The following is a 20,510-nucleotide window of genomic DNA, read 5'->3' as shown; positions in this document are numbered from 1 at the left end:
GTGCCTTCTTTCTGTCTAAAAATCGTCCTGCCAAAACAAGATATGAAAACGATCTTCGGCAGGCTTGTACACCGTGAAGCGGGCAAAACCCAGCAGCGGCGACAAATTGTCCAATACTAATTGATATTGCGCCCGGAATTCAATCAAACTGTCGGGCGTCGCTAAGGATAATACTTCCGGTGGAATCCCGCCCCAACGCAGCGATATCTGGTCATAGGCGCGAAACAGCCGCGCCGTCGAGCGCAAATCTGTTTCCCGCAGCCAGCCGTCCTGCCGCTGGAGGTCCAAGTCATAAAACGAAAATTGGAAGGTCTCGTCGAGCAGCTCAGCGTAGCGCAGCGAGTCCTTCAATTCGTAGGCCGTCACGAAGTTGTCGAGCAGACCACTCACCGTCTGCGCGTCCGACCAGATCGAACCGGCGTCGCCCCGCAGTGCCGGGGCAAACGGATTCGCGCACGACAAGAACAGGCTCGCCGCGAATATCAGCGCGATTGCAAGAGCGCTTTGAGATCGCTCCACGACGCCAACTCTTCGGTACGACGATCGCTCCACGAATATATCTCCCAATAACCCTGATCGCCAATTATCAGCGAGAACTGCCCCTCGCCGGCCATCGGGCCGGGCGCACCGGCCACGGCAACTTGCGCGGTGAGTTCATAGCGGGCCGTGACATGCGCCGTGTCGCCAAGCAACGTCGTTTCGATTGCCGAGAAGACCGCAAAAACCGCGCTGTCGCGCGGCAGCACGCCTTCGCCGAAGAGACTGTTGATGAACGTCTGCTCGCGGCCGTAATCCCACGCCGCCAAGTCGGGCTGCTGCTGCACGACCACCGGATCCGCGATAAACTGAAAACTGTCGGCGGCAAACGACCGCATGTAATTCGCGGCATTGCGCTCGAACAGCGCCAGTGACAAATTCGTCAAGACTTCGTCAGGCAAGCGCGGCACATCCCAACTCCCGCGCGCGCCGTCCGGCGCTTCGGGATCGCGCGCGTCGAATAGATCGCAGCCGGTCGCCAAAGCGATCAGCATCGTTAGCAGAACCGTCCTCATCGCACAAACAGCCATGTTACGATGAACACCGGGAACAGGAACGGTAATGCGTAGCGCACCACGTATTCGACGAACGTCGGCGTTGGCAAGTGTTCGTGTTCCGTGATGGCTTTCACCATGAAATTCGGCCCGTTTCCAATATAGGTCAGCGCACCGAAGAAAACCGCCGCTACCGAAATTGTCCGGAGCAAGTCCGGATGCTCCACCGCGAATCGCGCAACATCCCCGGACGCATTCACATCAAGCCCATGAAGCCCCATGCCCGTCGTCAGAAAATTCAAATAGGTCGGCGCGTTGTCGAGTACGGCGGACAGGCCGCCGGTCAGCCAGAAGAACTGCGTCGTGCTCTGAATCCCCAGCGACTGAGCATTGTGTGTGAGCCAATCAAGCGCCGGCAGCATTGCCGCGAAGATTGCAGCGAACAGCAACGCAACTTCCTTAACCGGATGCCAATTGAATCTGTTGCGCTCGTGAATATGCGCGGGCGTCAGCCAAAATGAACCTGCCGCCGCCGCGATCATGAGCGCCTCTCGCGCGAACAACGGACGCGGAATGAAACACGCGCCTATGATGATCGCCAATAACGGAAGATTGATTAATCCGCGCACGCGGAACCGGTCTTCAAGTTCGGCGGCCTCCTGTTCGCGCAATGAATGCGAGGCGTATTCTCGCCTATCCATGACATAGAAGAACAGCAGGAGCATGCCAATCGCCAGCGCCCACTTGTACCACATCACGGCGAATACCCAGAAGAACGGCACGCCGCGCAAATAGCCAAGGAACAACGGAGGATCGCCAATTGGCGTCAGCGCACCGCCGCAATTGGAGACGATGAAGATAAAGAACGCGACATGAAATTTCTGAAACCGCCACGCGTTGCCGCGCATAAAAGGCCGAATCAGGATCATCGAAGCGCCTGTCGTTCCCACGAAGTTCGCAAGTACCGCACCGACGGCCAGCAGCGCGACATTCTGATGCGGAGTCAAGCGCCCCGTCATCGCCACAAGCAGACCGCCCGAAACTACATACAAAGACCCGATCAGCGCAATAAATGAGAAATACTCATGTCCGACGTGCGCCAATTGCGGCAGGGCATCCCGACCTAACCAATAATACAGCACAACGACCGCGCCGAGCGGAAGCGTGAGCCACGGATAGAAGTTCTCCCAAAACTTGGGTTTGACCAGCGGCCAAACCGCAATCTGAATCAGTATGAGAGCGAACGGCAACGACCACCACAGTGACGGCGCATTGCTCACGCCCGCCGACAGCACTGATAGCGTCACCGCATGAGTCATCGTTTTAGGTCCGGCGAGTTATGATTGCGGCGCAAGTTCAGTCACGCAGAACGACAGCCAGTCGGCCAACAATGGGCGAAATGCGGAGCGCGCCCGTTCATCTTCTCGGCAAGTGCGCGGGATCTCTATGTGCAGCGCGCGACGGCAATTCTCCTCGCGCAATGAACCAAGTTCTTTCGCCTGGCGCGCCGTGAATTGCAATACATCAAGAGGTTCAATCGCAATATCGGGCAAACCGGGCGTTGCCTCGCGCAACTTCTCGTAAGCGTCGCGGCAGCGCCGCGCCTCGTCTAGTGTTAGGCCATACGTCGCGACTTCCATCCGCGTGTGCTGGCGATGGCCGTGCAACTCAATTAGCAAATCGAGCGGTAAGGCGCGGCCCGCGCGACCCAATGCCACGCGGTACTGTTCAAAGACCTGCCGCGCTCGATCCGTCTGACGTTCGGCCCCGCCCTTTCGCGTGGACTCCGTCGGGCGATTAACGTGAATATGGCGACCGATGGAAATCGGCATCACGCCGCCGTCGTCGTCGCGGAAGTTTCGCGCGATCACTTCACCGCACTTCAAATCCGCGGCCACACGATTTGCGAAGTACTGTGTCCAGTTGTCAAAACTGACGTGCGGCGCGGCGATCACTACCGACGGGCCCGCCGCGCAGGCACGCATGACGATAATTTCTGCCGGAATCCACGCACACAGCAGGTCGTGCATCTCGTCGCGGCTGTACCGGATGCCGGCGTGATCGAGGTCGCGGCCTGCGCGCAGAGCCGAAAACATCGCTTGCATCAATGCCGTGCGATCGTCTTCCACGCCTCGTACCGGTCAAATGCCTCAAGCAAACTTTCGGCCCGATAGCCGTGCCCGTGCTCATCTTGCGTGCGCACGTCGCCGGACCTTACCTGCGCCCGCGTGGCCCAGCAGAACTCACTATGCTCGTCGCTGAGCCGCGGCTCTCCATGCGTGCAGATCGCCAAATAGTTGATGCACAACAGCGGTTCCGCGCCGTCTGCGATCCTGCCGAACCACGTCTGCGCGACGCCGATGACGTTCGGCTTGAGGCCCGTCTCTTCGTGCACTTCACGCAGAACACCTTCCAGAGGATCCTCACCGACCTCCAGCCTGCCACCCGGCGGAGCGAACGTCTGCGGCGGAGACACGCGACGCAACAGCAGCATGCGGTCACCGCGAAAGACGTAAGCCGCGGCCGCGACGCGGTGCGTCAGCGCGGCGCTCAAACTGCGTCCCAGATGCTGACCGTCGTGTCGCCGAACACTCGCGACTTGCGCAGCTTTAACCCCACCACATCCGGCGGCGCCTGCCGCTTGGAATGCTCAAACACGATCAATCCCTGCGGAGCAAGCAACTTGGAGTCGAGCAGTATTTCAAGCATTTCGGAGATAACGACCTTCTCGTACGGTGGATCGGCGAAGATGATATTAAAAGGATCAGTAAACCGCGGCGCATTATGCAGAAAATGGTGGACGTCTTCACAATGCACGACCGAACGGTCTTCCAAATGGTACTGTTGCAGCGCGCGCTTGATGCGCTTCTCCGCTTCCCGTGATTTGTCCACAAACACGGCCACATCCGCCCCGCGCTTCAGTGCCAACACGCCGTAGGAACCGATACCCGCATATAAGTCGAGCACACGCGTTTCCGGTATCTCCGCCTGCAAAATGTCAAAGACCGCTTCGAGTGTGCGCGCCGACGTGGGCCGCATCTCGACGTGGCTGCGGCCACGGCGAAGGCCCGAGGACATCCGCACCGCCATATTGCTCTCCTTATCGCTATTCCGCCCGTTAAGCGGACTTGCCATCCCTACTCAACGATCACGCGATCACGCAATGCCGCAAGTTTCTTCGGCCCGATGCCTGATACGCGATCAAGATCATCCGCCGTCCTAAACGGCCCATGAGTCAAACGCTCTTCAATGATGCGTTCGGCCAGCACCGGCCCGATCCCCGGCAGGCGTTCAAGTTCACTCGCACTCGCCGTATTCACATTAATCGGCTGCGCCAATTCCGCCGCGCGAATTTGAAACAGTGAGTCGGCCGCCCGCGCCAGCCGCGGATCAACACCCAACGATACGACCCGGCTGCCGTTGGTTAGCGCGCGCCCGGTCCACTGTTCGCGAAGTTCAAGCACGGTACCCGCCACAAAGCTCAATCCCAGCAGCCAGGCCAACGCGCGGCGACTGAAATCAAAGCGCCAGATCATGAGCCCAGCGCTTCCTTGACACGCTCGAAGAAGCCCTTCTCATCCGTCAAAACCTTGAAGTTGTCGCTCTTGGCGAGCTTCTCCACCATCTCACGCTCGGCGGACGACAGCTTCTTCGGAACGACCAAATCTATTTCCACAAGTTGATCGCCGCGACCGTAGCCATTCAGCGACGGCAGACCCTTGCCGCGCATCCGCAGCAATTTACCGGGCGTCATGCCCGGTTCAATCTTCAACTGCGCCTTACCCGATAGAGTCGGCACTTCGACGCTCGCTCCCAGCAGGAGCTGCGGAATCGAAACACTCAAACGATAGATGATGTTGTCGCCGTCGCGCTCAAAATACTCGTGCTCCTTTTCTTCGATGAGCACAATAATATCCCCGGCCGGGCCATTGCGCGGCCCGCCGTGACCTTCGCCACGCAACGTGACGTATTGCCCGCTCGCCACACCCGCCGGAATGTCCACATGGATCGTATCTTCGACGCGCGTGCGGCCTTCACCGTCGCACGTCTTGCACGGATTCGAGACAATCTTGCCGTCACCGTGGCACTGCGGGCACGTTTGGATATTGACAAACTGACCCAGAATCGTGCGTGATACCTGTCGCACCTGACCTTGGCCCCGACACGTCGGACATTCCTGCGGCTGACTGCCCGCCGCCGAGCCCGTTCCCTTGCACGTCGTGCATGGCCGCAGGCGCTTGACCTTGATCGTCTTGCGCACGCCTTCGGAAATCTCCTCAAGCGTCAGCCCGAGTTTCATCTGCATGTCGTTGCCGCGCACGCGGGTGGAGCCGCCGCGTCCGCGCTGCTGACCAAACAGGTCGCCGAACATGCCGCCCTCCATGAACTGGCGAAGCGCGTCCGAGAGATCAAACTCAAATCCACCCTGACCGGGCCGCGGCCCTCCGCCGCCCATACCCGCGCCCGGAGCGACGTGGCCGAAACGATCATACTGCGCGCGCTTCTGCGGATCCGACAACACTGCGTAGGCCTCGCCCACCTCTTTGAACTTCTCCTCCGCCGCTGCGTCACCCTTGTTGCGATCCGGATGGTACTGCATCGCTAACTTGCGATACGCCTTCTTGACCTCGTCCTGACTCGCGCCGCGATTCACCGCCAGCACTTCGTAATAGTCTCGCTTCGCCATTTACGCCTGTTCCGCCCCCGTTGAATCAGCATCCGCTTCAGATTCCGCTTCACTTGATACTATGACTTGCGCATGGCGAATGACGCGCTCGCCGAGTTTGTAACCCGGCGTCACTTCCTCCAGTACCACACCCGCCGGGAAGCCCGCGCGCGGCTGCATCAAGATCGCATCATGATGCTCCGGATTGAACTCCTTGCCGCGGCAGTCAAGCCGAGCGATGCCGCGCGAATCGAGAAAGTTCTTAAACTTCTGGTGAATCAACTCCATCGCGCGCCGCGAAGCGCCTTCATCAGCGGCCGGTGTTTCCAGCATCCGCTGCATGTCGTCAAACACGGCCAGTAAATTAAGCAGCATGCCTTCGCTGACACTCTCGCGTACATTTTCCAGCTCCGCCCGCGAGCGCTTGCGAAAATTGTCAAACTCGGCCAGCGTCCGCACGTACTTGTCCCGCCACTGCGCGGCCTCCGCTTGAGCGATTTCCAGATCAGAGGGTGACGGCCCTGCGGCAGACTGCTCCGCCGCCAGTGTCTCAGTGTTCAATTTCTCGTTCTCGTTCATCTATGCTCAGTTAATCTACGACAATCGTTTCGACACGACGTGCGCCGTGTATTCCAACAGTCTGGCCAGCCGCGGATAGTCCATGCGCGTCGGTCCGATCACGCCCAGCCGCCCGCCGCTTGAACCCGTCTGGTAATCCGCCGCAATGACCGACAGATCCTTCGCGCGGCTGTCTGCATTCTCGCGGCCAATCGTGATCGTGAACGGTGCTTTCGATTCGGCGTTTTGGAGGAGGTGGATTATGATGTCCTTGTCTTCAACCAACTCGATAATCCCGCGCATGGATCCCGGAGTGGAGAACTCTGGCTGAGTGATCACCTGCGCCCGCCCGCCGATCTTAACGTGATCCACTCCCGGAGTGAAGTTGAACAGGTCGTCCGCCGACTCTACAAACAACCGAATCAGACTCTGCGGCGTTTCGTTCAAGTTCTGAATGCGCTCGGCAATTTGATCACGAATCTGCCCCAGCGTCAGCCCCGCCAAACGACGATTCAATGCGCCGCTGACTTCACGCACGGAGAGCTCGGTCATCTCTTGTTCAAGTTCGAGCATGATGGACTTCATCGGCCCGCCTGCAAGCGATATGATCACCAGCACGCGCCGCTCGGCCAGGCGCGCCAACTCGATTTGCTTCAGAACGGCCTGCTGTAGCTCAGGGATCACCACGATGCCCAGAAGCTGCGAAGCCGACGCCAGCACCCGTGTCGTCGCATCAAGGACATTTTCGAGCTCTGCCGGAACAGACTCCAATTCGCGCTCGATCTGCTCGCGCTGCATGCTTGGCAGTTCGCCGAGGTCCATTAGGTCATTCACATACAACCGATAGCCCAGGTCTGACGGCATCCGTCCTGCCGACGTATGCGGATGGCTCAACAGCCCCATATCTTCGAGATCGGCCATTACATTGCGGATCGTTGCCGGCGAGAGGTTAATCCCAAACTTCCGGGCAATGTGCCGCGACCCCACAGGATTGGCCGTGAGGATGAAGTGCTGCACAATCGCCCGCAGGATCAGGCGCTCGCGCTCGTTTAGTTCGGGGATTGGGTTCGGAGCAGACATGCGTCGGGAAGAATAGAATCCAATAAGATAAGCACTACCGCTCCGATTGTCAAGCCGGGTCTTTCACCCCAAATCCATTACAATTCAACGGCTTACAACGAAAGTCGTGGCAAATATCCGAAGAGTCCACGCTCCTCGGTCGGCCTGTATTAACAGCCTCTTAGCTACCCACAATCCACAACTCGCGAATCTCACCCCCAAGTTCCCACGAAAAGAAGCGCCCGCCGAGGGGTCTCGGCGGGCGCAAATCCATCGCGATGGCGAGTCTTAAATGCTGCCTGTAATGTGGAAGCCGAACACCACACCGGTCAGGGTGAAATGGTAGGCATCTTCATTGCCAAGGCCGAAAGCCTGGAAGCGACCGTCGCGAACTGCCTCTACCAAGAGATCCGTGTTTTGCAGCATCTCAATCGTTTCGGCGCATGTGAACAGCTTGGTCTCGCTGCCAGCTAACGCGAGCCCTTCAAAAACCTTGAAGGCAGTCGCATTGTTGCGCACGGCGTTAGGATCGCCCGCCGGATCAAAATCCGTATCCAGCACAATCCAAATCTCGCCCGAAACCGGCGTGGCCAGATGGTTCTGGGCGGTTACGCTGATGCAACCGTCTTCCACACCTTCAATAGTGAAGTCTGACCAATCACTGTTGTCGGTCAAGTCTACAAGCACGCCTTCCATTTGCGAATCCAAGGCGCCGCCGCCGCCACGCATGCCGTCACCGGTATTCGTGGTAATCGTGCCGTCCACTTCCTGCGAAACGAACGCTGTTCCCGATGTCAAGCCACAGCCGCTCACGATCATCATAAGCAGCGCGGCCAGAATAAGTATTGTTTTCTTCATGGTGTTCTCCTTACCCGCGCTTAGTTAGACTTGCCCTTGATCGGGATGAAATACTGCACGCCCAGCAGCGTCTGCCAGTTCTTGCGTGAGGCCTTATCGTCATGGAACGGCATGACCAACAGCGCCGTGTTGAAGTCCAAGTAGACCTTGCGCTGGTAGAGGTTGAAGCCCAGACCAAAACCGCCACTCATACCCGTCAACGACTCGTCTTCCTTATAGCTCGCGCCCGGTGCCAAGCTGTTGCTCGACACACCCAGCATCAGGTACGGCCAAACCGGTGCCGGGTCCTTCTTGGCCACCAGCAGGTTCAATCCAAAACCGGTCAGCGTCCCGCCGGGAATTGTGAGCGTCGGCTCACCCGGAAAATCGATATCTTCTTCCACATCCGCCTGCGACGTGCTGCGGAAAATCAACTGGCCATGCAACGGGCCAACGATATTGCCGCGCACCGACACTCCAAACACCGGGCCTTCGCCCACATCTTGCTGGATCACCGGAAAATCAAATCCTCCATGTACCCCGACCCCGAGCGGGTAGGTCGCCCAGGCTGGCAGCGCCAGCGCCAAAGCCAGGAACAATGCTCCCATTGTCTTCATTCTTCTTGCTCCTCTTGATTCGAGTTGGTAAACCACAATTTACGAACTCGCCGGACGAGACGCAACGGTTCTTCAGTCCTCATCAAAATCCCCCTTCAGGAGTTGTTTTGCTGATTCCCTTTGCCTACATTGCAGGATACCTGTACGGAGATGTTTATGCCTTTGATTCTACTCCTCTTGCTGGCCGTCGGGCTGATTAGCCCCGTCGCAGCCGATCCCGGCGACACTACCGTCGTCATCACCTTTGCCCAAGAGCTCCATAATTTTGGGGCTGGCGAACGCGACAATATTGAGACGTTTACCTTCCCGGACTGGCAGGTCCAGTACTCCGAAGTGTATATGGTATATCGCCTAGACTGCCCGGGTCCTCCCGGCGGCGATTGCGATCCGTGGGATCGGACAGCCCGGCTGTGGGTCCAGCGCCCGCTGACGGACAGCACCCACGAAGAACTCGAAATCGCGCGAGTGGTCACACCCTACGATATTACCGGCAGCGGCCGCCCCGGACATTGCGACTGGCGGTTTGATATGCTGGAATATCAGTCCATCCTCCGCGGCGAGGTCACGCTGCACAGCATGGTGGACACTTGGGTCGGCGGAAATCAGGGATGGCTGGTGACTTGTACATTCTATTTCATCGAGAATCCATTGCCGCTGACGCCGATAGCCGTGGAAAAGCTCTGGGATATCGGGTACCTCGTCTACGGCGATCCGTCCAATCCCGTGGACGACCACCTCGACATGTCGTTTGTTCCCGTGCCGCCGCAGGCGGAGTTTGCGACGGTGCGGATCTGGACGACCGGCCACGGGCAGGGAAACACCCACAATGCCGCCGAATTCTCGCAGAAGAACCACGGCGTCTGGATCGGCCTTGATCACTATGAACACCTGCTGTGGCGCAATGACTGCGCGACGAATCCGTGCAGCCCGCAGGGCGGCACGTGGCAATTCAACCGCGCCGGATGGTGTCCGGGCGACCGCGTTTATCCGTGGGATGTGCCGTTTATCGAGGTCACGCCGGGACAGACCATTGATGTCTGGCCCACGGTCGAGAATTTCGAGAATCTGTGCCGTCCGAGCAATCCTGAATGCGTTCCCGGGCAGACGTGCGCCGATTGCAACTACAACTCGAACGGCCACACCGAACCATATTATGTCACCAGCGGCCAAGTGATTTTCTGGACGACACAGACGGTTGACGCGCCCCCCGCGCGGCCTGAACTGCCCGACGCGGCAGTCCTGCATCAGAACTATCCCAATCCGTTCAATCCCGAGACCACCATTTCTTTTTCAGTGGCCCAAAAGGGTGTCGCGCGAGTGCGCGTGTTCGATGTGCAGGGCCGCGAGGTGGCAGAGCTGCTGAACCGTGAGATCGAACGGGGACAGCATAAACTGCGCTTTGACGGGTCGAAGTTAGCAAGCGGAGTGTACTTCACACAGCTCGAAACGGCTGGTCAGCTCTTCACCAATAAGATGCTGCTGCTGAAGTAGCCGGCATCTGCCCCCTTTATCCCCGCGCGTTCGCGGCGAAGATAAGAAAGCCGAGGTGATTGCCTCGGCTTTTCATTTGTGGGTTCAGGCCGCGCTGCGCTTCGCCAAATCCCGACTCCGGGTGGCGCGTCTGCTCCCGCTGTTTGCGCGCCGTGCAAACTTGCTCCGGCACAGCGAATCACCTTCTCACTTCGATTGCTTTTCCACGAACGGTTTGAATGCCTCGACCAAGAAATGATGCCAGACACCGTCCACAGCGTTGGCCCATTCACTGTCAATTTGGCCATCGAGTTGAACGGTGACCTTTACGGTCGTGCTGTCTCCTAAGGAGGTCAGTTCATACGTGGTTACGCAATCCAAGGCCCGACCCGTCAATCCCAACGGACCATCCATGCGCAGCAATTTCGGACGCTGCGCCAGGATAACCGTCGCATGTAATGCACCGTTCCCCTGGTCGTCAAATTCCTCAACGAACTTTCCGCCCGGCCACGCTTCGATGCGGAGGCTTTTCGGTTTCTCGCTGAAGTGATGGTCCCACCACCCCGAGATTTCGCCCGTCAACGCATCATATGTCTGTTCGGCGGAACCCGGCACGGTCACGCTCTGTGTCACCGTGTAGCCCGTGACCGGGTGACTGGTCAGTTCGGCGCGGGCGCTGATTGTGATCAGGCCGATTAATCCGATCGCGGCAAGCAGCTTCATCTGGTCTCCTCTGATTCGTATCTGTGAAAGGCGTTAGCGTCGGGTGCGGGACCGTTGCCGAAGATCGGCGCTCGGGCTCCGGTGTCGCTCATGTCGTGCGATCGCACGTAGCGCGCAGAGCTTACGGCAACTGAGGTCGGTGCGCCATTGCGATGCTCCAACCGGTCCCGAAACCGCTGATGCGCAGAGACTCGGCCCAGTCAAACCGGGAGCGACCCAAAATCGGTTGCGGATGGTGGCGGCCGACTACCTCGCCCGCCCGAACCGTGATCCCCCACGATATCCCGAGGAGAGGGTGCGCGGACTTGGGACCCGTTCGGTGGACCAGCCAGGACTCAAAATGAAACCCGCTGTCATGCGATGGTCTGTCCAGCAGCCAATAAGCTCCACCTTCAAATATCCGCGCTGCCAATTCCGGATTCTTATAGTCTACAGCGGAGTAATAGGCCGGATCTTCATCTTCGCCACGCGCCCCCGGCAACCCCGACCCTCCGCTTTGCGGATCTATGCGGGGATAGCCTGGGCGGTCATCCCGCTCCGCCAGTTGCCACCATTGGAATTCAGAACCGTAGGTTTCCGGGCGGCCGGACTTGTAACCGAGTTTCAGGGAACCGTCCACACCAAGTGTCCGGGTTTCAAGCGACCCAACTTCGATGCCCGCTTCGTCCACCACGGAAAGAGTGAGGCCGCCGCCAAGCTCCGCCACATCCACTTTAGCCATCCCGGATAGCAAGACAGCGACAACTAAGAACAACGATACAATTATTCGAAAAAGCGGTTTTCGGGCAAATCCGGGGTCCAACTGACTGCGGGTAGAGGCGTAACTTTGCTCCATAATATACAAGGTACATAACTAAGTCTTTAGTTGCTCGTCTGTTGCCGATTAACATAAATCTTGACAATAACTTGTTAATTATGTATACTTCGTCCCGTTACTAAACACTGTTCAGGAAGCCACGCCGTGACGATCACTGATCGTAAACTCCGCGAAAAAATAGAGATGCGTTCGAGCATCCTCGAAGCAGCCAAGGAGCTGTTCGCGGAAGATGGCTTTCAAAATGTCTCGATTCGCAAGATCGCCGACAAAATCGAGTATAGCCCCGCGACGATATACTTGTATTTTAAGGATAAAGATGCGATCTTGTTTGATCTGCACAACGAGGGCTTCCGAAAGCTCTTTGAATGGCAGCGGGATCGAGCCAAGATTAAGGACCCGGTTCAACGCCTAAGCTCCTTGTTGCAAGGATATTTGAGCTTCGCCTTGAAAGAGCCTGAGTACTACGATCTGATGTTCATGCTGTTTACGCCTCTGCCTAAGATTCTGAAGACTGCGGAATGGCGCTACGGTCGCCGAGCCTTTCGGATGCTCGCCAAAACCGTCGCGGAGTGTCAGGAAATGGGCATGATGCGAGGTACTCGAACCGAGGCCGCTGCGCTTGGATTGTGGGGAGCGGTGCACGGCGTGGCCTCATTGTTGATTCGAAAACGTGCTTCGATGCTCCCGGAAGCCGAACTGCCGGACTTCGCGGAAGAGGCATGTATGATGTTTAGCCATCATTTGCTGGCAATTCCTGCCAAAAGGTGATGCTTTGAATACGAAATTTTGTTATCTTGAGATAGTTGGTGAACAGTGTTGAGCTGTCGCCCACGGGCCGCCAAGGTTACCCGGCCGCAACGACTCCGTGTCAATCCACTCCACCGGGTTTAGGAAGGACACCATGAAGAAGACTTTGTTTGCTGTTCTGTGGATCGCCCCGCTGCTGTTCCTGGCGGGCTGCGCCGAACCGCCCAAGGCCGAAGCCGATGCCGCCAGCGCTGCCTTGACCTCTGCCAAGACCGCTGAAGCCGAGCAGTATGCTACGCAGGCGTTTGGCGCCGCTCGTGACACGTTGAATGCCGCGATGGCCGCCATCAAGGAGCAGGACGGCAAGTTCGCTCTTTTCCGCAACTACGACGCCGCTAAGGCCCAGTTGTTGAAGGCTACGGAAATGGCGAATGGCGCTGCGACTGCTGCGGCCGCCGAAAAGGAACGTCTGAAGAATGAACTGACTGCCATGCAGGCGACCCTGACCGCTGCCATTGCCGCCGCGGACACCGCCCTCATGAAGGCCCCGGTTGGCAAGGGCAACAAAGCTGACATCGAGCTCATCAAGAGCGACCTGTCGGCCGCCCGCGCCGCTTATGACGCCGCGGTTGCCGAGTTCAATCAGGCTAAGTATCTGTCGGCCCGCACCAAGATGCAGACCGTCCAGCAGCGCGTGCAGAACATCATGAACGAGATCACGCGCGCTTCCGAAATGGCCAAGGGCAAGAAGAAGTAACTTCCCCCTGCCGCAACCTGCGGCCGGTCTATCGAGTAATATACAGGGAGCCGCAACCAGTGTGCGGCTCCCTGTATGCTCTAAACTTAAAGAAATTGCAACATTCGTAACCCGCATCGCATGAAACGTCGCTGGCTCCTGATCGTCCCCCTTCTCCTCACTATCTTCTGGCAGGGGTGCGACATACCGCCGCTGGTGGACATGGTCCGCATCGAATCCGCCCTCGGCAACGCCCGCAGCGGATTCGCTAATAAATATGCTAAAGAAGAGCTTGAGGCGGCCGAAGTCGCGGTTCAGAAAGCGCGCGAAGAGATGGCCTATCAGCAGGGTCGCTTGTCGGTCATGCGCAACTATGATTCCGCCGACTCGATCATCGCCTTCGCCGGTACCCTACTCCGCTCGGCCGAGGACTCCGCGCGCGTCCGCCGGGAAACCGCGCTGCTCCATGCTGAAACCGAATTGACCGATCTGGCCGCCGACCTGATGGAGTGGCGGCAATCGCTGGACGACAAGCTGACGCTTTACCGGGCCGAGAAGCTGTTCACGATGGCGCAGATGAGTCAGGTTACGGCGATGAGCCTGCTCAAGCAAGAGGACATTGACGGCGCACTGAATTCCGCACAGGAGTGCCGCGAGCAGTTGACCGCGCTGCGCGACGTGATCAATCATCAGGACGCCGATGAACTTGACCGGATTCGCGCCGCCAAGCGCTGGGTGGCCAGCACGCTGGCCGACAGCCGCCAGACCGGCAGAGTCGCGATTATTGTTGACAAAGAAGAGCACGAACTGCACCTATACGATAACGGCAAGAAGCTCAAGACGTATCGCTGCGACCTGGGCTTCAACGCAGCCTACCAGAAGATGTTCGCCGGAGATGGAGCCACGCCGGAAGGCACGTATCGTGTCACGGAAGTCAAGCACTCGAGCCGCTATTACAAGGCGCTCCTGTTGAACTACCCGAATGACGACGACAAGAAGCGGTTCGCCGCAAACAAGCGGAGCGGACGAGTCTCCAAGCGCGCCGGCATTGGCAAGTTGATCGAAATTCATGGTCACGGCGGTCAAAACAAGAATTGGACCGACGGCTGTGTGGCGCTGGCCGACCGCGACATGCTCGAACTCATGAAGTACGCGAGTGTAGGCACTCCCGTTACGATTGTCCGCAAACTCGAGGGGACACCGTGAAAATCGCGCTGATTGTACTCATCGTATTGGCCGGACTGATGGTCGGCGGAGTCTTCGCTCTGGCCGAGAAGCCAGTCACGATTGCGCCGCCGGAAACGCTGGCGCACTTTGACTCCGTGTTGAGCATCAAGCCCGGCGAGAAGGACCTGGCCAAAGACGTGAAGCGCTTGCGCAAGGAGATCGAGAAGACGATCCCCAAGGGCAAGTACATCGTGATTGATTCGCAAACGAATCACGCCTATTACCGTAGCGCTGACTCTGTCTTCTACAAGGCCGTGTGCTCGACCGGTTCCGGCGGTGAGTTGACCGACCCGAAGTCCGGGAAGAAGTGGGTTTTCCACACGCCGAGCGGTGTGTTCGCGATCAAGAACAAAATTGTTGAACCGTGGTGGCGCAAGCCTGACTGGGCCTTCATTGAAGAGGGTGAAGCCGTGCCGACAAGCAATGCCGACCGGCTTGATCCCAACGTGATGGGTGATTATGCGATGGGATTCGGCGATGGCTACTTCATTCACGGCACACTGTATGAACGTTTGCTCGGGATGTCCGTCAGTCACGGCTGTGTGCGTTTAGGCTCGGATGATTTAAAGTTCTTTTATGAGAAGGTGCCCATCGGCACCGGAGTCTATGTCCTCTAAGTCCGCACTATTCCTCGCTGTCTTTGCGCTTTCGCAATGCACCGCGCTGGACGGCGGTGATACCGCGGCCGATTCGTTGTCACGCGAATGGAAGTTGCTCACCGCGCAGAACGAGCTGATCAAGCTCAACAAGCCGTATCTGGTGCTCGACGCGAAATCCAACGCGATGACGCTCAAGTTGGGCAATGCGATAGTCTGGACGATGCAGGAAGACTCCAACACGGCCAAGCTGCCCGTGCGCGATGTGATCGCAGACTTCCAGCCGGATTCTACGCTGCTCTTCTCGGTCGAATCGCTGCGCTTGATGGAGTACGAACCACGTTTCCCGGATACGCTATTGAAGATCGTCAGCGACGCCATGGACATGGATCCGACGCTGTTGCAGCGCGAGATTCCTGTGGCGTTTGAGATCAAATGGTACAATGGGCCGCGGCTGCTCGTGCACTCGACTCCGGAGGGAACGCCCGTCAAGATCGAAGTGCCGTTCCGCCAGAAGCTCCATTTCTGGCTGGAGGGTTTTCGCGGCGTCGATCACTTCGAAGTGCAAACCAACCGCGAGATCGCGCTGACGCTGTACAGAATTTTGAAGAATGGCGCGTTGACGTTTGTCTTGAGGTAATTTAGTCTTCGCTCGGTGCGTGGATGGCAATCCCCCCGCAACTCGAACAACCTGAATTACAAAGCCCCGGACCTTTTGGTTCGGGGCTTTTTGTCGTACTATCTGCGTGCGTTAGGGGTACTCGCGGCAGGAACTCCTATTCCGAAGAGGCGTTCGAGGTGACTCTTACAAAGAATGACAAAAGCGGGCAATCAACGTTTTGGGGCACCCGCACCGGGTGCCGCCGCGGGAAGAAGCTGAAAAACCATCCAATCTGCATAGCCATCTTCGTTCTGATCCCCGAGCGGGTAAATACATTGACCGAAGTGCGCATCCGCTGTTTCGCCGTTCCTTACCCAGATGACCTCTTGGGCATGGACTGCGCAAGCCATAACTAAGGAAATGATAAGTCTTAACATTGTTCTGTCCTCCAGTTTGCCTTAACGTCGGTACAAGTCATTGCGAACTCACCCAACAACAAAACCGCGAACCCCACCCGCTTCAGAAGATTGAATACAGATAGAATTCGCGTTTGCATTTTCGTGGCCTCCGGTTGGGATTACAGAAAATAGCACTTAGAAAGTTGAGAAGCCAGCGGAGGGGCATCTTCTCTGACCGGCGTGGCCTCTAATGCAAGCGGGCCGCTCTTTCGAGCGGCCCGCTTAATGTCTGTCCGATTTCGCCAAGCGTCACGCGCTAGCGGCAACCGGGTCCAGCGTCCACGCTGGTTACTTCAACAGCAACATCTTGTGCGTGGCCGTGAAGCTGCCCGCTTCGAGACGGTAGAAGTACACGCCCGACGGCAGCGAGGCCGCGTTGAACGTGACATTGAAGCTACCGGCTTCCTGCGTGCCATTCACCAACGTCGCCACTTCGGCGCCCGTCACGGTGAAGACCTTCAAGGTCACCTTGGAAACTTCAGCCAGCGTGTAGCTGATGTTGGTTTCGGGGTTGAAGGGGTTCGGGAAGTTCTGCGCCAGCGCAAACTCCGTCACCACGCCCTCACCGATCGGCGAAGCGCTGGCGATCTGCGCATGCGTCGTCCGCGAACCGTTCACGTCCACCACCGTCAAGCGGTAGCTATAGGTCACGCCGGTTTCGACAGCGGTGTCGGTGTAGCTGTAACGAGTCTCCGAGGAGCTCTCGCCACGCGCCGCCACCTGAGCGATGCCCGTCCAATTCGCTTGGTCGGTCGAACGTTCGATGATGAAATGGCTGGTCGCCTGCTCGGTAGCAGTCGTCCAATCCACGCGCACCGCATTCACCATGCCCACGGCGTCAAACGCGGCCATCTCGACCGGCAAAATTCCGTCAATCGTGATGCAGAAGCAGCCCGCATAGACGTCTTCACCCGGAGGAATCTGCAAGCCCGCTTCCGGAGCGAGGCACAGCACCATGTACCAGTTACCGTCGCCGCCCTGACGCACTTCATACGTCACGTCGCCGCTGCCCGGTGTGCACTCGCCACCGCAATCCACGCAGCCCGGAACATACGAGAAGCCGCTGATGATCGGCGGATTGTACGTCGTGTTCAAACGCACCCACAGTTCGTTCGAGCAGCAGCAGAGGCTGACGCAATAGGAACCGGCCGTGCTGATCTCTTGCGGACCCCATGATTCACAGCAGTACTGAATGACATCAAGCGTCTGAGTCGGCTGGCTGTCGTCAATCGTCGCCGTGTGGTTGCCGCCGCATTCCCAATTACAGGTCGTGCCGTCGTTGCGCTGGAACTTGTACTGGATGAAAGCATTGTAACCGCCCGGGAATGTCAACGTGCCTTCCCAGATGCCATCGTTATCCGCGTCCGTCATCGCACCACCGGGGTTGCACATGCCCCAACCAAAGAAGTCGCCGGTGAAGAACATGCCGCCCGCGAACAGGGCCGGATTAACACAATTCATGTCTACACGGAACGTCACGGCCACGTCGCGCGACAGGCCCGGCTGAATGTTCAGAACGAACGGCGGGTTGTTGCCAGCCTGATCCTGCGCACCAACATAAATCGAACCGTCGCTGAGGTCGGTCAGTTCGACATAGAAATACTCCTGCTCGCCACCATTCAGGGCCAGAGCCGGAATCTCACCCCACCATTCATCGTTGGCACCGATTTGCGTATTGAACGCCAGCGGCACGGACGAGTACGCGCCTTCGCTGGCACGCTTGTAAAACAACGTTCCGGCAATGTCCGCGCAGGGACCGGCGGGATCGGTGCAACCACCCTTCCACACCTGAACGTAGACGCCGATGTTCTGGTTCGGCAGGTAAGTCAGACCGCTGTTCGGCCAAATTTGACCCGCCCAACCGATCGCAGCCTGAGCGCTACCCGCGCTGAGTGCTACCAGGGCTAAACAGAAAAACAAATACTTAAGATTTTTCATGGAACTGCTCCGTGACCTTTCATGTTGACAAGTTGATGCGGTTGCAGTATAGCTAATATATTTCGTAGCATGTCAGAAGTCAACCAATTGCCACCAACTCTTTCATTTTCCTGAGAGTAAAGGGTGTGACTTGGCGGGCGGGTCAACATGGATAACCTAAACGCAAATAGAGCCTTAATTTGCCTGATGACCCGCGCGGCCGGATCCGGGCGAGTATGCCCCCGAATGTGAGGAGGCGAGGCACCGGACTCACGTTTTCGGCGTCGAGTGCTTGACTTTCGCCGCCTCTGCTCTTATATTGGGAATTATGCGCAATCGCACCCCGCAACAACTTCACTCCACCTCCATGACATGGGTTTGGCGCTGGCCGTTGGACAGCGTGGTGGGGAGCATTGTCTGAACGGACCGGAAAGTCCGAATCCTCGCTGACCACGCACCAAGCTTGCGTGGTCTTTTTGTTTCTTAGCCGATGAAAATCCTATCCCTTCCTTCTGACTTGCTGACTCCAGTCGCGGCCTTCCTGAAGCTGCGGGCGCACGGGCGCGCTCCGTTTCTGATGGAAAGCGCGACGGGCGGCGAGCGCTTCGGGCGCTACTCCCTGCTCGGGTTGGATCCCGGCGGACAGGTGCACTGCCCCGAACCGGGTCGGGCGGTTTCGAATATCAAAGGCATGGTAACCCAGGGAACACTCAAGGAGTTACTGGCCGCGTTTGAATGCCGCGAAGGAGACCGAGTCCCAGCTCAACTACCGTTCGGCGGCGGACTGGTCGGAGTGATTGGCTTTGACTGGATACACGAGCTCGAACGGCTGGATCCGGCCAAGCGCGGAAAGGCACCAGTGGCCTGGCTGGGAGACTATCGTCATTTTGTTATCTTCGATCACTTGCGACATGAAGTGCGGCTCGTTGACCGGGATGCGCAAGGTAACGACGACGTGCTGCGTGAGTGGGCGGGCATTCTGGCCGGGCCCGTCCCCGCTACAACCGTGCCCTTTCGCACCGGAGCGCGGGAGAGCAGTTTTGATCCGGCTGACTTTCGCCGATCAGTAGACACTCTTAAACGGCATATCGCGGCGGGTGACATTTTCCAAGGCGTGCTGTCCCAACGATTCTCCCGCGCAGCGGAGGGCGATGCTTTTCAGCTCTATCGTGCGCTGCGGCGTGTTAATCCGTCACCGTTCATGTTCTATCATGAGACGCCCGTCGGAACGTTCATTGGCGCGTCGCCGGAATTACAGGTTGGAGTGAGTCAGGGCGAGGTGCGCATCAACCCAATCGCCGGAACACGGCCCCGCGGCGAGACCGACGCCGATGATGCACGACTTGAACGTGAATTACGGGCCGACCCAAAGGAGCGCGCCGAACACATGATGCTCGTGGATCTGGCACGCAACGATCTGGGGCGCGCTTGCGAATTCGGATCGGTACGCGTCCAAGAATTGGCGACCATTCACCGCTTCAGCCATGTCATGCATCTGGTCAGCGATGCGCGGGGCAAACTGCGGGAAGGATGCACAGCGGCAGACGCATTGGCTGCGTCGTTTCCCGCTGGCACCGTAAGCGGTGCGCCAAAGGTGCGGGCGCTGGAGATCATCCTGGCCAACGAACCCGTGCCGCGTGAGTTCTACTCGGGCGCAGCGGGCTTCCTGAGTCGGCAGGGTGACGCGGAATTCTGCATCATGCTGCGGACTGCGGTGCTGCGCGATGGTATTCTCTCGTATCAGGCCGGCGCCGGGATCGTCGCCGATAGTGTGGCCGAAACGGAACGGCTGGAAACAGAACACAAGGCCGCTGCCATCGAACGCGCCTTGGCCGCATTGGAAGTGTTATGATCTTTGTCCTCGACAACTACGACTCCTTTACCTATAACCTGGTGCAGGCCATCGGTAAACTCGGTGTGCGTGTGGAAGTCGCCCGCAACGATGCGATCACTGCGGCCGAGCTCTTGGCGTTGAATCCCACTGCGTTGATCCTCTCGCCTGGTCCGGGACGGCCTGAAGATGCCGGGAATATGCCCGACATCTTGGCCGCCGCGCTGGGCAAACTGCCGATCCTGGGAGTGTGCCTTGGCCACCAGATGATCGGACTCCATTTCGGAGGAAAGGTCGTGGCGGCTCCGGAACTCGTGCATGGCAAAGCAACACGTGTTTTTCACGATGGGCGTACACTCTATCGCGGTCTATCCGATCCGTTTGAAGCGGGGCGCTATCATTCACTGATCGTAGCGCAAGAGGGCTTGCCAACTGCTCTGGAAGTCACCGCACGGACGCAGCAAGGTGAAATCATGGGGCTTAGGCATCGCACGTTACCAGTTGAAGGCGTGCAGTTTCATCCGGAGTCCATTTTGACTCCGGAGGGCGATCGGCTATTGGCCAACTTCGTGGCGCTGGCCACAACGGCGGGATGATAGGCCACTTTCTTAAGCGCGTC

The 20,510-nt window shown here is 58.1% G+C and carries 23 protein-coding genes; 8 read left to right on the top strand and 15 right to left on the bottom strand.

Annotated features, from left to right (window positions below):
- Positions 1-15: 15 nt before the first annotated feature.
- The 12 genes from IPH10_05975 to IPH10_05920 form a co-directional block, all read right to left on the bottom strand.
- Positions 16-519 (bottom strand): hypothetical protein, encoded by a 504-nt coding sequence (locus IPH10_05975; protein ID MBK6910467.1) that lies wholly within the window; start codon positions 517-519, stop codon positions 16-18.
- The gene (locus IPH10_05970; GenBank protein ID MBK6910466.1) at positions 483-1,031 is read right to left on the bottom strand and encodes a hypothetical protein; all 549 of its coding nucleotides are present in this window, start codon (positions 1,029-1,031) and stop codon (positions 483-485) included. The genes IPH10_05975 and IPH10_05970 overlap by 37 nt, the downstream gene beginning before the upstream one ends.
- Before the next feature lie 17 nt (positions 1,032-1,048).
- The gene (locus tag IPH10_05965; GenBank protein MBK6910465.1) at positions 1,049-2,350 is read right to left on the bottom strand and encodes a sodium:proton antiporter; all 1,302 of its coding nucleotides are present in this window, start codon (positions 2,348-2,350) and stop codon (positions 1,049-1,051) included.
- Between the two features lie 18 nt (positions 2,351-2,368).
- Positions 2,369-3,160 (bottom strand): hypothetical protein, encoded by a 792-nt coding sequence (locus IPH10_05960; GenBank protein ID MBK6910464.1) that lies wholly within the window; start codon positions 3,158-3,160, stop codon positions 2,369-2,371.
- Entirely contained in the window at positions 3,136-3,525 is a 390-nt protein-coding gene (locus IPH10_05955; GenBank protein MBK6910463.1) for an NUDIX hydrolase, read from the bottom strand. The genes IPH10_05960 and IPH10_05955 overlap by 25 nt, the downstream gene beginning before the upstream one ends.
- A gap of 56 nt (positions 3,526-3,581) precedes the next feature.
- Positions 3,582-4,166 carry an RsmD family RNA methyltransferase gene (locus IPH10_05950; GenBank protein ID MBK6910462.1) on the bottom strand — a complete coding sequence of 195 codons (585 nt, stop codon included), beginning with the start codon at positions 4,164-4,166 and terminating at the stop codon, positions 3,582-3,584.
- Positions 4,167-4,168: 2 nt separating this feature from the next.
- Positions 4,169-4,567 (bottom strand): helix-hairpin-helix domain-containing protein, encoded by a 399-nt coding sequence (locus IPH10_05945; protein MBK6910461.1) that lies wholly within the window; start codon positions 4,565-4,567, stop codon positions 4,169-4,171.
- Complete coding sequence (gene dnaJ, locus IPH10_05940; protein MBK6910460.1) at positions 4,564-5,718, bottom strand: molecular chaperone DnaJ; 1,155 nt, start codon at positions 5,716-5,718, stop codon at positions 4,564-4,566. The genes IPH10_05945 and dnaJ overlap by 4 nt, the downstream gene beginning before the upstream one ends.
- On the bottom strand, positions 5,719-6,276 hold the full coding sequence (locus IPH10_05935) for a nucleotide exchange factor GrpE (GenBank protein ID MBK6910459.1): 558 nt from the start codon (positions 6,274-6,276) through the stop codon (positions 5,719-5,721). It lies immediately after the preceding gene.
- 15 nt (positions 6,277-6,291) lie between these two features.
- Complete coding sequence (gene hrcA / locus IPH10_05930) at positions 6,292-7,335, bottom strand: heat-inducible transcription repressor HrcA (protein MBK6910458.1); 1,044 nt, start codon at positions 7,333-7,335, stop codon at positions 6,292-6,294.
- Positions 7,336-7,602: 267 nt separating this feature from the next.
- Complete coding sequence (locus IPH10_05925; protein MBK6910457.1) at positions 7,603-8,172, bottom strand: hypothetical protein; 570 nt, start codon at positions 8,170-8,172, stop codon at positions 7,603-7,605.
- 20 nt (positions 8,173-8,192) lie between these two features.
- Positions 8,193-8,768 (bottom strand): hypothetical protein, encoded by a 576-nt coding sequence (locus IPH10_05920; protein MBK6910456.1) that lies wholly within the window; start codon positions 8,766-8,768, stop codon positions 8,193-8,195.
- Positions 8,769-8,924: 156 nt separating this feature from the next.
- Between IPH10_05920 and IPH10_05915 the strand changes: the two genes are divergently transcribed.
- Positions 8,925-10,259: a T9SS type A sorting domain-containing protein gene (locus IPH10_05915; GenBank protein ID MBK6910455.1), complete on the top strand. Its 1,335-nt coding sequence runs from the start codon at positions 8,925-8,927 to the stop codon at positions 10,257-10,259.
- 186 nt (positions 10,260-10,445) lie between these two features.
- On the opposite strand, the gene IPH10_05910 is transcribed toward IPH10_05915, so the two are convergent.
- Both IPH10_05910 and IPH10_05905 read right to left on the bottom strand, forming a co-directional pair.
- A complete protein-coding gene (locus tag IPH10_05910) occupies positions 10,446-10,961 on the bottom strand; it encodes an SRPBCC domain-containing protein (GenBank protein MBK6910454.1) in 516 nt (171 codons plus the stop codon).
- Between the two features lie 121 nt (positions 10,962-11,082).
- On the bottom strand, positions 11,083-11,682 hold the full coding sequence (locus IPH10_05905) for a hypothetical protein (GenBank protein ID MBK6910453.1): 600 nt from the start codon (positions 11,680-11,682) through the stop codon (positions 11,083-11,085).
- Positions 11,683-11,922: 240 nt separating this feature from the next.
- On the opposite strand from IPH10_05905, the gene IPH10_05900 reads away from it, so the two are divergent.
- The 5 genes from IPH10_05900 to IPH10_05880 all read left to right on the top strand — a co-directional run bounded on the left by IPH10_05900 (position 11,923) and on the right by IPH10_05880 (position 15,724).
- Positions 11,923-12,546 carry a TetR/AcrR family transcriptional regulator gene (locus IPH10_05900; GenBank protein ID MBK6910452.1) on the top strand — a complete coding sequence of 208 codons (624 nt, stop codon included), beginning with the start codon at positions 11,923-11,925 and terminating at the stop codon, positions 12,544-12,546.
- A 133-nt stretch (positions 12,547-12,679) separates the two neighbouring features.
- Positions 12,680-13,282, top strand: a complete 603-nt coding sequence (locus tag IPH10_05895; GenBank protein ID MBK6910451.1) for a hypothetical protein — start codon at positions 12,680-12,682, stop codon at positions 13,280-13,282.
- Between the two features lie 120 nt (positions 13,283-13,402).
- The gene (locus tag IPH10_05890) at positions 13,403-14,467 is read left to right on the top strand and encodes a L,D-transpeptidase (protein ID MBK6910450.1); all 1,065 of its coding nucleotides are present in this window, start codon (positions 13,403-13,405) and stop codon (positions 14,465-14,467) included.
- Positions 14,464-15,105: a L,D-transpeptidase gene (locus IPH10_05885; GenBank protein MBK6910449.1), complete on the top strand. Its 642-nt coding sequence runs from the start codon at positions 14,464-14,466 to the stop codon at positions 15,103-15,105. The genes IPH10_05890 and IPH10_05885 overlap by 4 nt, the downstream gene beginning before the upstream one ends.
- A complete protein-coding gene (locus IPH10_05880; GenBank protein ID MBK6910448.1) occupies positions 15,095-15,724 on the top strand; it encodes a hypothetical protein in 630 nt (209 codons plus the stop codon). Before IPH10_05885 ends, IPH10_05880 begins: the two co-directional genes overlap by 11 nt.
- A gap of 707 nt (positions 15,725-16,431) precedes the next feature.
- Here the strand turns inward: IPH10_05880 and IPH10_05875 are convergent.
- Positions 16,432-18,081, bottom strand: a complete 1,650-nt coding sequence (locus tag IPH10_05875; protein MBK6910447.1) for a T9SS type A sorting domain-containing protein — start codon at positions 18,079-18,081, stop codon at positions 16,432-16,434.
- Positions 18,082-18,550: 469 nt separating this feature from the next.
- Between IPH10_05875 and IPH10_05870 the strand changes: the two genes are divergently transcribed.
- Complete coding sequence (locus tag IPH10_05870) at positions 18,551-19,912, top strand: anthranilate synthase component I family protein (protein ID MBK6910446.1); 1,362 nt, start codon at positions 18,551-18,553, stop codon at positions 19,910-19,912.
- Positions 19,909-20,487, top strand: a complete 579-nt coding sequence (locus IPH10_05865) for an aminodeoxychorismate/anthranilate synthase component II (GenBank protein ID MBK6910445.1) — start codon at positions 19,909-19,911, stop codon at positions 20,485-20,487. Before IPH10_05870 ends, IPH10_05865 begins: the two co-directional genes overlap by 4 nt.
- The last annotated feature ends 23 nt before the right edge of the window (positions 20,488-20,510 follow it).

It is taken from the genome of bacterium (assembly GCA_016702305.1).
GTDB lineage: Bacteria > Electryoneota > RPQS01 > RPQS01 > RPQS01 > JABWCQ01.
Note: the sequence above shows the minus strand (reverse complement) of the source record. Positions and strands in the feature narration are given on the sequence as shown.

What these genes read in the sequence shown, in the direction of transcription:
- IPH10_05910 (MBK6910454.1), bottom strand. Translation starts at nt 10,961, where the DNA reads ATGAAGCTGCTTGCCGCGATCGGATTAATCGGCCTGATCACAATCAGC.
- IPH10_05955 (MBK6910463.1), bottom strand. Translation starts at nt 3,525, where the DNA reads ATGCTGCTGTTGCGTCGCGTGTCTCCGCCGCAGACGTTCGCTCCGCCG.
- IPH10_05865 (MBK6910445.1), top strand. Translation starts at nt 19,909, where the DNA reads ATGATCTTTGTCCTCGACAACTACGACTCCTTTACCTATAACCTGGTG.
- hrcA (MBK6910458.1), bottom strand. Translation starts at nt 7,335, where the DNA reads ATGTCTGCTCCGAACCCAATCCCCGAACTAAACGAGCGCGAGCGCCTG.
- IPH10_05950 (MBK6910462.1), bottom strand. Translation starts at nt 4,166, where the DNA reads ATGGCAAGTCCGCTTAACGGGCGGAATAGCGATAAGGAGAGCAATATG.
- IPH10_05875 (MBK6910447.1), bottom strand. Translation starts at nt 18,081, where the DNA reads ATGAAAAATCTTAAGTATTTGTTTTTCTGTTTAGCCCTGGTAGCACTC.
- IPH10_05945 (MBK6910461.1), bottom strand. Translation starts at nt 4,567, where the DNA reads ATGATCTGGCGCTTTGATTTCAGTCGCCGCGCGTTGGCCTGGCTGCTG.
- IPH10_05895 (MBK6910451.1), top strand. Translation starts at nt 12,680, where the DNA reads ATGAAGAAGACTTTGTTTGCTGTTCTGTGGATCGCCCCGCTGCTGTTC.
- dnaJ (MBK6910460.1), bottom strand. Translation starts at nt 5,718, where the DNA reads ATGGCGAAGCGAGACTATTACGAAGTGCTGGCGGTGAATCGCGGCGCG.
- IPH10_05920 (MBK6910456.1), bottom strand. Translation starts at nt 8,768, where the DNA reads ATGAAGACAATGGGAGCATTGTTCCTGGCTTTGGCGCTGGCGCTGCCA.
- IPH10_05965 (MBK6910465.1), bottom strand. Translation starts at nt 2,350, where the DNA reads ATGACTCATGCGGTGACGCTATCAGTGCTGTCGGCGGGCGTGAGCAAT.
- IPH10_05880 (MBK6910448.1), top strand. Translation starts at nt 15,095, where the DNA reads ATGTCCTCTAAGTCCGCACTATTCCTCGCTGTCTTTGCGCTTTCGCAA.
- IPH10_05925 (MBK6910457.1), bottom strand. Translation starts at nt 8,172, where the DNA reads ATGAAGAAAACAATACTTATTCTGGCCGCGCTGCTTATGATGATCGTG.
- IPH10_05935 (MBK6910459.1), bottom strand. Translation starts at nt 6,276, where the DNA reads ATGAACGAGAACGAGAAATTGAACACTGAGACACTGGCGGCGGAGCAG.
- IPH10_05915 (MBK6910455.1), top strand. Translation starts at nt 8,925, where the DNA reads ATGCCTTTGATTCTACTCCTCTTGCTGGCCGTCGGGCTGATTAGCCCC.
- IPH10_05890 (MBK6910450.1), top strand. Translation starts at nt 13,403, where the DNA reads ATGAAACGTCGCTGGCTCCTGATCGTCCCCCTTCTCCTCACTATCTTC.
- IPH10_05970 (MBK6910466.1), bottom strand. Translation starts at nt 1,031, where the DNA reads ATGCTGATCGCTTTGGCGACCGGCTGCGATCTATTCGACGCGCGCGAT.
- IPH10_05870 (MBK6910446.1), top strand. Translation starts at nt 18,551, where the DNA reads ATGAAAATCCTATCCCTTCCTTCTGACTTGCTGACTCCAGTCGCGGCC.
- IPH10_05905 (MBK6910453.1), bottom strand. Translation starts at nt 11,682, where the DNA reads ATGGCTAAAGTGGATGTGGCGGAGCTTGGCGGCGGCCTCACTCTTTCC.